At 73.7% G+C, this 13,609-nt stretch carries 13 protein-coding genes and 1 tRNA gene; 6 read left to right on the forward strand and 8 right to left on the reverse strand.

Annotation, left to right across the window (positions count from 1 at the left end; genetic code table 11):
• Positions 1-24: 24 nt before the first annotated feature.
• Positions 25-438, reverse strand: coding sequence for a hypothetical protein (locus MUK52_RS17735; RefSeq protein WP_114058087.1), 414 nt, complete (start codon positions 436-438; stop codon positions 25-27).
• A 186-nt stretch (positions 439-624) separates the two neighbouring features.
• Entirely contained in the window at positions 625-1,716 is a 1,092-nt protein-coding gene (locus MUK52_RS17740) for an ABC transporter ATP-binding protein (RefSeq protein WP_114058086.1), read from the reverse strand.
• Positions 1,717-2,000: 284 nt separating this feature from the next.
• On the opposite strand from MUK52_RS17740, the gene MUK52_RS17745 reads away from it, so the two are divergent.
• A tRNA-Thr gene (locus tag MUK52_RS17745) sits at positions 2,001-2,077 on the forward strand.
• A gap of 93 nt (positions 2,078-2,170) precedes the next feature.
• Here MUK52_RS17745 and MUK52_RS17750 read toward each other — a convergent pair.
• The 4 genes from MUK52_RS17750 to MUK52_RS17765 all read right to left on the reverse strand — a co-directional run bounded on the left by MUK52_RS17750 (position 2,171) and on the right by MUK52_RS17765 (position 6,055).
• Positions 2,171-3,550 (reverse strand): NAD(P)/FAD-dependent oxidoreductase, encoded by a 1,380-nt coding sequence (locus MUK52_RS17750; protein WP_284578158.1) that lies wholly within the window; start codon positions 3,548-3,550, stop codon positions 2,171-2,173.
• A 127-nt stretch (positions 3,551-3,677) separates the two neighbouring features.
• A complete protein-coding gene (locus MUK52_RS17755) occupies positions 3,678-4,181 on the reverse strand; it encodes a hypothetical protein (RefSeq protein WP_114058084.1) in 504 nt (167 codons plus the stop codon).
• 99 nt (positions 4,182-4,280) lie between these two features.
• Positions 4,281-4,901: a response regulator gene (locus tag MUK52_RS17760; RefSeq protein WP_114058083.1), complete on the reverse strand. Its 621-nt coding sequence runs from the start codon at positions 4,899-4,901 to the stop codon at positions 4,281-4,283.
• Positions 4,898-6,055 (reverse strand): sensor histidine kinase, encoded by a 1,158-nt coding sequence (locus MUK52_RS17765; RefSeq protein ID WP_284581720.1) that lies wholly within the window; start codon positions 6,053-6,055, stop codon positions 4,898-4,900. The genes MUK52_RS17760 and MUK52_RS17765 overlap by 4 nt, the downstream gene beginning before the upstream one ends.
• Before the next feature lie 321 nt (positions 6,056-6,376).
• Here MUK52_RS17765 and MUK52_RS17770 point away from each other — a divergent pair, with 321 nt between their 5' ends.
• The gene (locus tag MUK52_RS17770) at positions 6,377-6,937 is read left to right on the forward strand and encodes a GlcG/HbpS family heme-binding protein (RefSeq protein ID WP_284578161.1); all 561 of its coding nucleotides are present in this window, start codon (positions 6,377-6,379) and stop codon (positions 6,935-6,937) included.
• Positions 6,938-7,031: 94 nt separating this feature from the next.
• Entirely contained in the window at positions 7,032-8,441 is a 1,410-nt protein-coding gene (locus tag MUK52_RS17775) for a M1 family metallopeptidase (protein WP_284578163.1), read from the forward strand.
• Positions 8,442-8,600: 159 nt separating this feature from the next.
• On the opposite strand, the gene MUK52_RS17780 is transcribed toward MUK52_RS17775, so the two are convergent.
• Complete coding sequence (locus MUK52_RS17780; protein ID WP_114058080.1) at positions 8,601-9,176, reverse strand: TerD family protein; 576 nt, start codon at positions 9,174-9,176, stop codon at positions 8,601-8,603.
• Positions 9,177-9,380: 204 nt separating this feature from the next.
• Between MUK52_RS17780 and arfB the strand changes: the two genes are divergently transcribed.
• On the forward strand, positions 9,381-9,806 hold the full coding sequence (gene arfB, locus MUK52_RS17785) for an alternative ribosome rescue aminoacyl-tRNA hydrolase ArfB (RefSeq protein WP_114058079.1): 426 nt from the start codon (positions 9,381-9,383) through the stop codon (positions 9,804-9,806).
• Between the two features lie 35 nt (positions 9,807-9,841).
• Here the strand turns inward: arfB and MUK52_RS17790 are convergent, their stop codons facing one another.
• The gene (locus MUK52_RS17790) at positions 9,842-10,411 is read right to left on the reverse strand and encodes a flavin reductase family protein (RefSeq protein ID WP_114058078.1); all 570 of its coding nucleotides are present in this window, start codon (positions 10,409-10,411) and stop codon (positions 9,842-9,844) included.
• 320 nt (positions 10,412-10,731) lie between these two features.
• On the opposite strand from MUK52_RS17790, the gene cdgB reads away from it, so the two are divergent.
• Positions 10,732-12,420, forward strand: a complete 1,689-nt coding sequence (cdgB, locus tag MUK52_RS17795) for a diguanylate cyclase CdgB (RefSeq protein ID WP_114058077.1) — start codon at positions 10,732-10,734, stop codon at positions 12,418-12,420.
• 68 nt (positions 12,421-12,488) lie between these two features.
• The gene (locus tag MUK52_RS17800; RefSeq protein ID WP_114058076.1) at positions 12,489-13,520 is read left to right on the forward strand and encodes a CBM35 domain-containing protein; all 1,032 of its coding nucleotides are present in this window, start codon (positions 12,489-12,491) and stop codon (positions 13,518-13,520) included.
• The last annotated feature ends 89 nt before the right edge of the window (positions 13,521-13,609 follow it).

The following is a 13,609-nucleotide window of genomic DNA, read 5'->3' on the forward strand; positions in this document are numbered from 1 at the left end:
ACGCCGGGAATCCGGCGGCCGGCGTCAGCCCATCGACGCCACGCCCGACGCGTACGACGTGTCGCAGACGGGGCGCGCGTACGACTGCGCCTTCGTCGGGCCGTACGCCTCCACGGCGGCCCGGCCCAGTGCACGCGCGATGCCCGCGCAGTGGCCCGCCAGCGACGGCCTCCGGTCCACCTCCTGCTGCAGGTGCATCAGGACGTCACCCGGCTGCTCGCCCGCCCGGAGTTCCCCGAGGAGCTTGTCGCGCAGCACGTCCTGGGGGGCGCGCGGCTTCGCGGGCACGGAGACGTCCTCGGCGGACGCGGTCAGGATCCGGGACGAGCTGTTGTCCGCCCACGGGACCATCGTGACCGCGAGGGTCCCGGACAGGACCATGACGACGGGCAGGACCAGGGCGAGGGATCGGCCGATTCGGCGGGCAGTGTGGGTCACGAGGGGAGAGTAGCGCTCGGTGCGTAACCGGCGACAATTAGTCACCCGGTCGAGGGACGGTTCGACGTGGTTTTTCGATTCCCGTGTTGACGAGGCGGGTGTGGAGGGCCGGGGAAAGGGGAAAGGGGTGCCCCCTCGGCGGGGGCACCCCTTCACGCGTCACCGGTGTCCGGCCGGCGCGCGCCGTCAGTCGGACAGGCGGGCGCCCGTCGAGGTGGAGAACACGTGCATCTCGCCGGCGCGCGGCACGACGTGCAGGCTGGAGCCCTTCTCGGGGACGTTGCGGCCGTCGACGCGCACCACGATGTCCTGGCCGCCGCCATCCGCCTTCTCGGTGCGGCCGTACACGTAGCCGTCCGCGCCGAGCTCCTCGACGACGTTGACGGTGATCGTCAGGCCGCCCTCGGTGCCGATGTCGAAGTGCTCGGGGCGCACGCCGACCGTGACGGTGCGGTCGCCGGCGTCCGCGGCCGCGGTGATCGCCTCGCGCGACACCGGGACGACGGTCTCGCCGAACTTCACGCCGCCGTCGGCGATCGGGACCTCGACCAGGTTCATGGCCGGGGAGCCGATGAACCCGGCCACGAAGAGGTTCGCCGGGCGGTCGTACATGTTCCGCGGCGTGTCCACCTGCTGGAGCAGGCCGTCCTTGAGCACGGCGACGCGGTCGCCCATGGTCATGGCCTCGACCTGGTCGTGCGTGACGTACACGGTGGTGATGCCGAGGTCGCGCTGGAGCGCGGCGATCTGCGTACGCGTCGAGACGCGGAGCTTGGCGTCGAGGTTCGACAGCGGCTCGTCCATCAGGAACACCTGCGGCTTGCGGACGATTGCGCGGCCCATGGCGACGCGCTGGCGCTGGCCGCCGGAGAGCGCCTTCGGCTTGCGGTCCAGGTACTGGGTGAGGTCGAGCATCTTCGCCGCGTCCTCGACCTTGCGGCGGATGGTCGCCTTGTCCTCGCCGGCGATCTTCAGGGCGAAGCCCATGTTGTCGGCGACGGTCATGTGCGGGTACAGCGCGTAGTTCTGGAACACCATCGCGATGTCCCGGTCCTTGGGCGGCAGGTGGGTGACGTCGCGGTCGCCGATGCGGATGGCGCCGCCGTTGACGTCCTCCAGGCCGGCGAGCATGCGCAGCGAGGTGGACTTGCCGCAGCCGGAGGGGCCGACGAGGACGAGGAACTCGCCGTCCTCGATCTGGAGGTCGAGGGCGTCGACGGCGGGCTTGTCGCCGCCGGGGTAGAGCCTGGTCGCCTTGTCGAAGGTGACGGAAGCCATGCGGGTGCATCCCTTCTACCGGCAGGAACGTGCCGGACGATCCGAGTGGAAGGAAGTGGGTGGTCTGGTCCGCAGAGCGGACTTCCGCCCGACGCTACCCCGCATTCCGCCTCCTGTCAGCACCCGCCCCCGCGTGACGTCCGCCTCGGCGGGGGCCGCGCGGTCGCGTGGCCGGAGGGGGAACGGGTGGCCGATCGGCTACACGGAGGCGGAAAAGTGCTTCGCGGCGCGGGTGGGCGGCTGTGTAAAGTGAGGGTGATTCTGTGCGCTGCGCAGCGTCACATGCCTCCTTAGCTCAGCTGGCCAGAGCACCGCTCTTGTAAAGCGTAGGTCGTCGGTTCGAATCCGACAGGGGGCTCCATCCCAAGTCAGGGTCGCTCCGGCTGTGGGAATCCGTACGGAAGCGGAAGACCCCGGACCTCTGGTCCGGGGTCTTTCTCGTGTGCCCGCGGGGTCAGTGGCGGCCTGCGATGCGGTTCGCCAGGCGGGCCAGGGGGGTGGTCGTGGGGGTGTGGGTGGCGGTCTCGCGGCGGTCGGCCTCGCGGTAGGCGGCGTACAGGGCGTGGACGCCGAGCCAGCGGAAGGGCTCGGGCTCCCAGCGGCGTACGCGGTGGTTCACCCAGGGGAGGGCTGTCAGCTCGGTGGTGTCGCCGAGGACCAGGTCGCGCAGGGTGCGGCCGGCCAGGTTCGAGGTGGCGACGCCGGAGCCGACGTAGCCGCCGGCCCAGCCCAGGCCCGTCGTGCGGTCGAGGCTGACGGTGGCGCACCAGTCGCGGGGTACGCCGAGGACGCCCGACCAGGCGTGGGTGATCTCCACCCCGGCGAGCGCGGGGAAGAACGCCGTCAGGAGGCGGGTGAGGGATGTGATCGTCGAGGCGCTGGTGCTGCCGTCGTTGTCGGTGCGGGAGCCGAAGCGGTACGGGACGCCCCGGCCGCCGAGGGCGATGCGGCCGTCGGCGGTGCGCTGGGCGTACATGTAGGCGTGGGCCATGTCGCCGAGGGTCTCCGCGCCGTCCCAGCCGATGCGCTGCCAGGTGGATTCGGGCAGCGGGGCGGTGACGATCATCGAGGAGTTCATGGGGAGCCAGGAGCGCTTCTGGCCCGTGAGGGAGGCGGTGAAGCCCTCGGTGCAGCGCAGGACGAACGGGGCGCGGACGGTGCCGTAGGGGGTGGTGGCGCGGCGGGGGGCGAGGCCGGTGACGGGGGTGGACTCGTGGAGGGTGACGCCGAGGCGTTCGCAGGCGGTGGCGAGGCCGCGGAGGAGTTTGAGGGGGTGGATGCGGGCGCCGTGCGGGGTCCAGGTGGCGCCGACGGCGTCCGCGACGTCGATGCGGGCGCGGGTCTCGGCGGCGCCGAGGAGGAGGCGGTCGGTCTCGCCGAAGGCGGCTTCGGCTTCGTGGAAGGCCTTGAGGCGGGCGAGTTGGGCCGGGGTGCGGGCGACTTCGAGGACGCCGCCGTGGTGGATGTCGGCGTCGATGCCCTCCTTGGCGGCGGTCTCGATGACCTCGGTGACGGTGGCGTTCATCGCCTGCTGGAGGCGGCGGGCCGCGGGGAGGCCGTGGAGGCGGGCGTACCGGTTGCGGCCGGCGATGCCGTTGTAGAGCCAGCCGCCGTTGCGGCCGGAGGCGCCGTAGCCGCAGGTCTTCTGCTCCAGGACGGTGACACGGAGGTCGGGTGCGGCGGTCTTGAGGTGGTACGCGGTCCACAGGCCGGTGTAGCCGCCGCCGACGATGACGACGTCGGCCGTGGTGTCGCCGGTGAGGGGTGCGCGGGCGGGCGGGGTGGCGCCCGGGTCCGCGGCGTGCCAGAAGGAGATGCCGCCGTTGATCGTCATGGGGGAGTTGGTACACCCGGGGCAGGGGGGTGTCCAGGGGGCGGGATGTCGCGTTTCGGGGCCGCGGAGCAGGCCGTTTGCCCGTTGTGGCCGCCCGTACGCCCCCTCTGGCGACGGGTCAGGCGGGTCAGGCCGGGACGCGGGGGAAGCGGGACTGGAGGGTCCAGATGGCCGGGTTGTCGGCGAGGCCCTCGTGCATGTCGACGAGGTCGGCGATGAGGTCGTGGAGGAAGTCCCGGGCTTCGCGGCGCAGGAGGCGGTGGCTGAAGGTCAGCGGGGGTTCCTCGGGGGCCATCCAGTCGGCTTCGATGTCGACCCAGCCGAAGCGGCGTTCGAAGAGGATGCGGTCGGTGGACTCGGTGAAGTCGAGTTCGGCGTGGCGGCGGTCGGCGGAGCGGCTGCCGCGGGGGTCGCGGTCGAGCTCCTCGACGATGTCGCACAGGGCCCAGGCGAAGTCGAGGACGGGGACCCATCCCCAGGCCGTGGACACTTCCCGGTCGGTTTCGGTGTCGGCGAGGTAGACGTCGCCGCAGAAGAGGTCGTGGCGCAGGAGGCGGACGTCCGCGGTGCGGTAGTCGGTCTGCGGGGGGTCGGGGAAGCGTCGGGAGAGGGAGTAGCCGATGTCGAGCACGCAGCCGATGGTGTCACGGGGCCCGGGTGCCCCGCCGCGGCGCCCCCGGGTGCGGCGCGCGGTCCCGTTCCGGATGCGGGCCGGCCGCGCGTCTCCCGGTCAGGGGAGGAGGCGTTGTTCCTTGGCCACCGAGACGGCGCCTGCGCGGGTGTCGACGCCGAGTTTGTCGTAGATGCGGCCCAGGTGGGTCTTCACCGTGGCCTCGCTGATGAACAGGGCGCGGGCGATGTCGCGGTTGCCGAGGCCGCGGGCGAGTTGGCCGAGGATGTCGAGTTCGCGGTCGGTGAGGGTGGGGCGGGTGCCGCGCATGGCGGCCATGACGCGGCCGGCGACGGGGGCGGAGAGGGTGGTGCGCCCCTGGGCGGCGGCGTGGATGGCGGCGAAGAGCTCCTCGGGGCGTTCGGCTTTGAGGAGGTAACCGGTGGCTCCGGCGCCGATGGCGCGGGTGATGTCGGCGTCGGTGTCGTAGGTGGTGAGGACGAGGACGTGGGGCGGGTTCGGGGCGGCGGTGATGCGGCGGGTGGCTTCGACGCCGTCGATGCCCTCGCCGAGCTGGAGGTCCATGAGGACGACGTCGGGGCGGAGGCGGGCGGCGAGGGCGACGGCCTCCTCCCCGCTGCCTGCTTCGCCGAGGACGTCGATGCCGGGGGCGCTGGCGAGGAGGGCGAGGAGGCCGGCCCGGACGACGGCGTGGTCGTCGCAGAGGAGGAGGGTCGTCATGGGCGGTGCTCCAGGGGGATGGCGGCGGAGAGGACGGTGCCCTCGCCCGGGGTGGATTCGACGGTGAGGGTGCCGCCGAGCCGGCCGAGGCGGGCGCGCATGGCGGGGAGTCCGTGGCCGCGCCCGGCGTCGGGCCCGGGGGCGGGGCGGGCGGTGCGGGGGGCGCCGGCGGCGGGGAAGCCGCGGCCGTCGTCGGCGATGTCGAGGACGACCTGGTCGCCGAGGTAGGTGAGGGTGAGGGCGGCGGTGCGGGCGCCGGAGTGCTCGCGGATGTTGGCGAGGGCGCCCTGGGCCACGCGGAGCAGGGCCGACTGGACGCGGTCGGGGAGCGGGACGGGCGTCCCTTCGAGGTGGAAGCGGACGGCGACGCCGGGTCCGGCGTCGAGGGTGCGGAGGGCTGCGGGGAGGTCGGCGCCGCCGGCGAGTTCGGTGGGGGCGAGGTCGTGGACGAGGCGGCGGGCCTCGGCGAGGCCGCGGGCGGCGATGCCGTTGGCGGTGCGGACGTGGGCGCGGGCGGTGGCCGGGTCGGCGTCCCATACGCGGTCTGCGGCCTGGAGGAGCATCTGCTGGCTGGAGAGGTGCTGGGCGAGGGTGTCGTGGATCTCCATGGAGAGGCGCTGGCGTTCGGCGAGGGTGCCTTCGCGGCGTTCGGTGGCGGCGAGTTCGCGGCGGGTGCGCAGGAGGTCGTCGATGAGGGTCCGCTGGGCTTCGGCCTGGCGTTCCATGTGGACGAAGACGGCGGTGGCGAGCGCGGCGACGGCGGGCGGGGCGACGAGGAGGTTGGGGTCGAACTCGTCGGCGAGCCGGAGCTGCGCGGCGACGACGAACGCGGTGAGGGTGGCGACGAGGACGATCGCGGCGCGCGGCGGGAGGGTGCGCAGGGCGGTGAAGAAGAGGGGGACGGCGCACCAGGCGAAGCTGGGGGCGAGATCGACGAGGACGGCCCAGGTGGCGGTGACGAGGCCGAGCCAGACGAGGCGGCGCAGGGTGGGGGCGGCGCCGAGGGCGGGGCCGAGGACGTACAGGAGGGCGAGCGCGAAGCCGAGGGCGATGATCCACGGGGTGTCGGGGGAGCCGGGGTGGCGCAGCAGGTAGCGGGCGACGGAGGCGGCGAGGAGGAGGAAGAAGGCGGTGTGCATGACCGCCGCCAGCATCCGGGTGCCGCCTTCGCGTGCGGGGGCGGGGCGGGGGTGGGTGGTCACGGCGGGCTCCCGGTGGGGCGTGGCTGCTCGGCTCCATCGTGCCCGGTGGCGGGCGGTGGCGCCTCCAGCCAACGGGAGGGCGGGCGGGCGCGCATCAGCCGATCGGACGACCTGGGGGTCGTCCGGTCCGGGCGGGGAGGCGAGCCGGTACGGGGACGTGGGGGAGGGGGGTGCGGGCTGAGGCTGGAGGTGTCCCGACGGGCCGGCGCACGGCGTCCGGCAGCGGCGGCCGGCGCAGCGGCGCGGCCGTCGACGATCCCAGGAGCAGCAGAGATGAAGACCCGCACCCGTGTTCTGACCGGTACCGCCCTCGTCGTCGCGCTCGGCGCCGGCACGTTCGGCGCGGTGAGCGCCAACGCGGCGCAGTCGGCGCCGGCGGCGGCCGCCGCGGCCCCGGCGAAGAAGGACGGTGCGGTGGACGGCAAGGCGTTCACGACGACGACGCACCTGACGGTCGACGCGGCGGCGCGTGCGGCGCAGGCGGCGCTGGAGGCGGCGCGCAAGGAGAACCAGCGGGTGACGGTCGCGGTGGTGGACCGCAACGGCAACACGATCGTGACGCTGCGCGGTGACGGCGCGGGCCCGCAGTCGTACGAGTCGGCGGAGCGCAAGGCGTTCACGGCGGTGGCCTGGAACGCGCCGACGTCGGTGCTGGCGGGCCGGCTGGCGCAGGCCCCGAACCTGAAGGACATCCCGGGGACGCTGTTCCTCGGCGGCGGTGTGCCGGTGCAGGCGGAGGGCGCGCCGGTGGCGGGCATCGGTGTGGCCGGTGCGCCGAGCGGCGAGCTGGACGAGAAGTACGCGAAGGCGGGCGTGGACGCGCTGGCGAAGTAGGCGTCCGGCGGGTGCGGCCGCGGCGCCGGGCGGAGGCCCAGGGCCGCGGCCGAATCGGACCGTTGCGCACATACAACCCCATAAGATCGTGGCTGTGGATACCCGTACGCTCTCCCGTCTCGCCGTCCTGGCCTCCGCCGCGCTCCTCGTCGCGGGGACGGGGTGTACGGCGGAGACGGTGCAGGGCCGGCCGGGCGCGTCGGGGCTGCGGGACGCGTACTTCCCGAAGGCGGGCAACGGCGGGTACCAGGTGGAGCACTACGGGCTGGACCTGGGCTACGACCCGGCGGACGGGGTGCTGCGCGGCCGCGCGGTGATCACGGCGCGGGCGGAGCAGGGGCTGAGCTCGTTCAACCTGGACTTCAGCGGGCTGAAGGTGGAGCGGGTCGCGGTGCAGGGCGCCGGGGCCCGGTTCAACCGGACGGGCACGGAGCTGACGGTGCGGCCGGCCGACGACCTGGCGGCGGGCGAGGTGTTCCGCACGGAGGTCGTCTACAGCGGCAGGCCGAAGCCGCACAAGGACCCGGACGGTTCCACGGAGGGCTGGATCCGCCTGGACGGCGGGGCGGTCGCGGTGGGTGAGCCGGTCGGGTCGATGACGTGGTTCCCGGGGAACCACCACCCCAGCGACAAGGCCGCCTACGACGTGGTGCTGACCGTTCCGAAGGGGTACGAGGCCGTCTCGAACGGCCGGCTGCGCTCGCGTACGGACACCGGCGACGGGCGGACGGCGTTCGCGTGGCACAGCCCGGAGCCGGTGGCGAGCTACCTGGTCACGGCCGCGGTCGGCACGTTCAGGGTGACGGAGGGGCGGACGCCCTCCGGGGTGCCGCTGTACTCCGCGGTCGCTCCCGGCGAGGAGGCGCAGAGCGCGCCCGCGCTGGGGCGGCTGGCGGAGATGACGGAGTGGGGCGCGGCGCGGTTCGGGCCGTACCCGTTCTCGGCGGGCGGTGCGATCGTGCTGCCGGCGGGGAGCCTGGAGTACGCGCTGGAGACGCAGACGCGGCCGGTGTTCCCGGGCGCGCCGACGGAGGACCTGGTGCTGCACGAGCTGGCGCACCAGTGGTTCGGGAACTCGGTCTCGCCGGCGTCGTGGAAGGACATGTGGCTGAACGAGGGGTTCGCCACGTACGCGGAGTGGCTGTGGGCGGAGGACCACGGCGGGCCGACCGCCGAGCAGCGCTTCGACGCGTTCCTGGCCGGTGACACCGCGGTGGACCCTGCGGCGGACTCCGACTGGGACGCGTTCGCGCCGGCGTCCCCGCCCGGGCCGGAGGACATCTCCGGGAATCCGGTCTACCACCGGGGCGCGATGGTGCTGCACCGGATCCGGCAGGAGGCGGGCGATGCGGCGTTCTCGGCGCTGCTGCGCGGCTGGGCGGCCGAGCGGCGGCACGGGAACGCGAGCACCGCGGACTTCACCGCGTACGCCGAGAAGCAGACGGGGCTGGACCTGCGGCAGGTGTGGGACGTGTGGCTGTACGGCAAGGACAGCCCCCGCTGACCACAGCGCCCCGCCCGGGCGCCCGGCGCCCCCGCCCCCGGACCCCTCCCCGGACGGCCGGGAGGGGGCCGGAGCGGTGACCGCGGCAGCCGGGGCGGGGCCCGGAAGTCCGGAGATCCGGGGGAGCCGCCCCGCGCCGTGGTCCGGTGCGCGGCGGACTCAGACGTTGACGCCGAAGTCCTGGGCGATGCCGGCGAGGCCGGAGGCGTATCCCTGGCCGACCGCGCGGAACTTCCACTCGGCGCCGTTGCGGTAGAGCTCGCCGAAGACCATGGCGGTCTCGGTGGCCGCGTCCTCGGAGAGGTCGTAGCGGGCGATCTCGGCGCCGCCGGCCTGGTTCACGACGCGGATGTACGCGTTGCGGACCTGGCCGAAGTTCTGGCTGCGGGACTCGGCGTCGTAGATCGAGACCGGGAAGACGATCTTGTCGACGTCGGCCGGGAGGGCGGCCAGGTTGACGTTGATCGCCTCGTCGTCGCCGGCGCCCTCACCGGTGCGGTTGTCACCGGTGTGGACGATGCTCTGGTCCGGGGTGGACTTGTTGTTGAAGAAGACGAAGTGGCCGTCCGAGACGACCTTGCCCATCGCGTTGACCGCGATGGCCGAGGCGTCGAGGTCGAAGTCGACACCGGTCGTCGTCCGGACGTCCCAGCCGAGGCCGACCGTGACGGCGCTGAGGCCGGGGGCCTCCTTGGTGAGCGAGACGTTGCCGCCCTTGGACAGGCTTACTGCCATTGTGACTGGTGTCCCTTCCTCGTCGCTGACCGCTGGATGTGCGGTCAAGGTACCGCTGTCCTTCATAACGCGGCGAGGTGCCCCGCAGGTTCCGGTACGGCCGTCCGGGTTCCGGCGCGTCGCCGGCCGCGGGTCCGGCGCGCGGGCGCAGGAGGCCCGGAAATACGGGTGACGGGGGCCGGGCGGGGGCGGGATCATGGGGTCATGCCTGGTCCCCATGTCATCCGCGGCTCCGTCGTGCTCCCCGAGGCGGAGCTCTCGTGGCGGTTCTCGCGTTCCTCCGGGCCGGGCGGGCAGCACGTGAACACCTCGGACTCGCGCGTCGAGCTGCTCTTCGACCTCGCCGCGTCGAAGGCACTGCCGGAGGTGTGGAAGGAGCGGGCCCTGGAGCGGCTCGCGTCCCGCCTGGTCGACGGGGTCCTGTCCGTACGCGCCTCCGAGCACCGCTCGCAGCTGCGCAACCGGGAGATGGCGCTGGTCCGGATGGCGTCCCTGCTCGCGGAGGCGACCGCACCGCCGCCGAAGCCGCGCCGTGCGACGAAGATCCCGAAGGGGATCAACGAGAGGCGGCTGCGGGAGAAGAAGGCCCGCGCCGAGACCAAGCGGGGCCGCTCGGGCCGCGACTGGTAGCAGCCGGAGCGCCCACCGGCCCGCCCGCCTCGTCTTCAGGGCGCCAGGTGCCGGTACCGCCCGCGGAAATACGCCAGCGGCGCGCCGTCCGGCGCGGGGCACCGGGCCGCGAGGACGCGCCCCACGACGAGCGTGTGGTCGCCGGCCGCGACCCGGTTCTCGGTGCGGCACTCCAGCGTGGCCAGGGCGTCCGTCAGCAGGGGCGACCCCGACAGCTCGCCGCGCTCCCAGGGCAGGTCGGCGAAGAGCAGCCGGTCGCTGATGCGGCCCTTCATCGAGAAGCGGCTCGCGACCTGGACCTGGTGGTCGGCGAGGACGGAGACCGCCCACAGCGGCTGCTCGGCCAGCAGGTCGTCCATCCGCGAGCCCTCGCGCACGCTGACCAGCACCAGCGGCGGGTCCAGCGAGACCGACACGAAGGCGGTGGCGGTCATGCCGACGTCCTCCCCGGGCGGCCCGCCCGGCGCGAGCGGCGGCTCGTGGGAGGTGATCAGGCAGACGCCCGCGGCCAGTCTGCTCATCGCGGCGCGGAACTCGTCGTGGCTCACCCCCTCAGGATGCGGGGTGGCGGCGGGCGGCGCGGGCAGGGGAGTCGTCTTCAGCACGTCCGGAACGCTAGTCTCGCCCTCCCACGGCGCACATCGGGCCCCGGGCCGAACCGGCCCCGGACCCTTGGCCTAGGCCCGGCCCTGCCCCGGGCGCGCCGGGCGCCGCCGCCGGAAGGAGAAGGGGGGAGTGCTGCGCCGCTGCGGCAGCCGTAACCGGACGCCTGCGGTCATCTCATGTGACTTGAGTCACAGACGGCAAGATTTGTTGACCCTGTGTACCTGCCGCACAGCTCACTGTGATTCAGTGGTCGGGACACCGCAACGAAACGCCGATGACAAAACTGGAGTTGCTGTCGAGGTCTCGGGGAGAGCGAGCGATGGAGACCGAGTCAGAGCCGTACGTCCGTCTTGCGACCCTGCGGCAGCTGCACCGGGTGGTGGCCGAGCTCAACACGGCCAGGAGTCTGGCCGACACCCTGCAGACCGTCGTCGACGGCATCGTCACCGGCCTCGGCTACCAGCTCGCCTGCGTCAACCTCGTCCGCCCCGACGGTGACCTCGTCGTCGCCGCGTTCGCCGGCGACCCCGCGGCGGAAGCGCTCATCACCGGCCGCGTCGGCTCCCGCAGCTCCTGGGAGCGCCGCCTGACGATGGGTGAGAACTGGGACGGCCTGCGCTTCATCCCGCACACCGAGGGCTGGATCCTGCTGGAGGACGACGTCCCCCAGTGGCACACCGACGGCCCGGACCCCCGCTTCGAGGACGAGTGGCACCCCGAGGACCGGCTCTACGCGCCGATGTACGCCTCCGGCGGCGAGCTCCTCGGCGTGATCTCCGTCGACCGGCCGCGCAACGGCCGCCGCCCCGGCGCGTGGGGCCGCGAGGCCCTGCAGATGTACGCCTTCCAGGCCGCCATCGCGATCAGCAACGCCCGGCTCCGCGCGAACATGCAGCGCGCCCTCGTCCGCCTGGAGCGCGAGCAGCAGGCGCTGCGCGCCAGCGAGGAGTCGTTCCGGCAGGCCTTCGAGTACGCGCCCAGCGGCATGGCCATCGCCGAGATGGGCGGCGACCAGCACGGGCGGCTGCTGCGCACCAACGACGCCCTGTGCCGGCTGCTGGGCCGCCCCGCCTCCGTCCTGCGCCGGTACTCCTTCTCCGACCTCGTCCACCCCGAGGACATCGGCACCCTGCTGCGCACCTCGGCCGAGGGCGGCCGCGCCGAGCTGCGGCTCGGGCGGCGCGACGGCACGTACGTGTGGGTGTCGCTGCGCAACTCGGTCGTCGCGGACGCCGCGGACGGGCCGCGCTTCCTGCTGACCCACGTCGAGGACATCGAGGAGCGCAAGCGGCACGAGCTGCAGCTCGCCCACCGCGCCAGCCACGACTCGCTGACCGGGCTGCCCAACAGCGCGGAGCTGCGCGCGCGGCTCTCCTCACGGCTGTGCCGCATGCCGCAGGCGGTCCGCGCGGGCGCGGTGGAGGCCCTCGACGCCGCGTACGAGGGCGGCGGGGCCTTCGCCGACGCGGCGGTCGGGCCCGGCGGGGGGTCCGCGTACCGGCACGAGGGGTACCCGGAGCCGTTCGAGCTGGGCGCGCCCGGCGCGGGGACCGGCCCGTACGACCACCATGTGCACGCGGTGGCGCCTGCCTCCGAGGTGGACGACGGCACGAAGGGGCTCGCCGTCCTGTTCTGCGACCTCGACGGTTTCAAGTCGATCAACGACCGGTTCGGGCACCACACCGGCGACGCCGTCCTGATCGAGGTGGCCCGCCGCCTCACGACAGGCGTCCGGGACGGCGACACCGTCGCCCGGCTGGGCGGCGACGAGTTCGTCGTCCTCGCCGACGGCCTGGGCGCCGCGGACGCCGCCGACCTCGCCGTACGGCTGCGGAACGCGATCATCCCGCCGATCCGCGTGGACGGCCGCGCCGTCCGTGTCGGAGCGAGTTTCGGCATCGGCTGGGCCAGCTGCGGAATGTCCGCCGACGAGGTCCTGCGCTCCGCCGACCAGCGCATGTACATCGAGAAGCGGTCCCGGTCCAAGGCACACCGCCGGGCCGGCTGACCCCGTCGGCCGCCCGTGGGTGCACGTGTTCGGGGTAGGCTCCCGGGGGTCGAAAGGAGTGACCTGCGATGACGACGCCCGCGAACAACGGCCCGAACGGCGGGGCGAACAAGCCCGAGGACGACGACCCGTTCGGCTACCTCTACGCGGACGGCCAGGCTGCCGGAGCATCCCCGCCCCCGCCGGGCGGCGGCTACAGCTACCCCGGCCCGACGGTCGGCGGCCAGCCCGGCGTCCCCCGCACCTCCTACAACCAGGTGCGCACGGTCGGCGAGCGGACCTATGGCGGCCAGCGCGCCGTCCCCCAGCAGCAGCCGCCGGGCTACCAGGCCCAGTACCAGGCCCCGGAGACCCTCCAGGCGGGCGGCTACGCACCGCCGCAGCAGCCGACGACGGCGATGCCGCCGCAGGGAGGCGGTTCGGGCGGCCGTTCCGCGCGCGGCGGCGGGCGCGGCGGCAGCAGTTCGAGCCGGCGCGGCATGCTCATCGCGGCGGTCGCCGTGGTCGCAGCGGTCGCGATCGGCATCGGCGCCGCCCTGACCTTCGGCGACACGGGTGACAAGAACACCGCCGACAAGGGCGGCACCCAGAACCAGCCGCAGCCGCCGCAGCCGCAGAACTCCGGCGGGTCGGAGGCCCCGAGCCCCTCGGCCTCCCCCGACGTGCAACTGCCGAAGGGCGACGCCGCGGGCGCGGGCATGGCCCTGACCGGCGGCGCCCTGCTGCAGAACGCGGTGCCCGGCGGGAAGGGGGCCGGCGGCCAGTACGTCGGCAACTTCAACCAGACCGGTGCGGCGCTGACCTGGACCGCGGACATCGCGAACGGCGGGGACTACACGCTGTTCGTGAACTACGCGGTGCCCGGCAAGGACGCGAAGGTCACTCTGACGGTCAACGGCCAGACCCCGACGCAGTCCCTGAACCTGGCCAACTTCGCCAAGGCCGACGCCGGCGCCTGGGACAAGGGCTGGACGCGCACCTACGCGTTCATCAAGCTCAACAAGGGCACCAACACGATGAAGATCTCGTGCGAGGCCGGCAACCAGTGCGAGGCCATCTTCGACCAGCTGTCGCTGGGCCATGGCTGGGGCAAGCGCTGACCCACCACCCGGGGCCGGCCCCTCCGCCTGGGCGGAGGGGCCGGCCCCGGCGCGCATGTAGCAGCCGTCAGCCGCACTGCATCCGCGTT

Origin of the sequence: Streptomyces sp. 2P-4 (assembly GCF_030167965.1) — a bacterium.
GTDB lineage: Bacteria > Actinomycetota > Actinomycetes > Streptomycetales > Streptomycetaceae > Streptomyces > Streptomyces globosus_A.

Coding starts and splice junctions, on each gene's coding strand:
- MUK52_RS17780 (WP_114058080.1), bottom strand. CDS start 9,176: ATGGCAGTAAGCCTGTCCAAGGGCGGCAACGTCTCGCTCACCAAGGAG.
- MUK52_RS17800 (WP_114058076.1), top strand. CDS start 12,489: ATGACGACGCCCGCGAACAACGGCCCGAACGGCGGGGCGAACAAGCCC.
- arfB (WP_114058079.1), top strand. CDS start 9,381: ATGCCTGGTCCCCATGTCATCCGCGGCTCCGTCGTGCTCCCCGAGGCG.
- MUK52_RS17750 (WP_284578158.1), bottom strand. CDS start 3,550: ATGACGATCAACGGCGGCATCTCCTTCTGGCACGCCGCGGACCCGGGC.
- MUK52_RS17765 (WP_284581720.1), bottom strand. CDS start 6,055: ATGCTGGCGGCGGTCATGCACACCGCCTTCTTCCTCCTCCTCGCCGCC.
- MUK52_RS17740 (WP_114058086.1), bottom strand. CDS start 1,716: ATGGCTTCCGTCACCTTCGACAAGGCGACCAGGCTCTACCCCGGCGGC.
- MUK52_RS17760 (WP_114058083.1), bottom strand. CDS start 4,901: ATGACGACCCTCCTCCTCTGCGACGACCACGCCGTCGTCCGGGCCGGC.
- cdgB (WP_114058077.1), top strand. CDS start 10,732: ATGGAGACCGAGTCAGAGCCGTACGTCCGTCTTGCGACCCTGCGGCAG.
- MUK52_RS17770 (WP_284578161.1), top strand. CDS start 6,377: ATGAAGACCCGCACCCGTGTTCTGACCGGTACCGCCCTCGTCGTCGCG.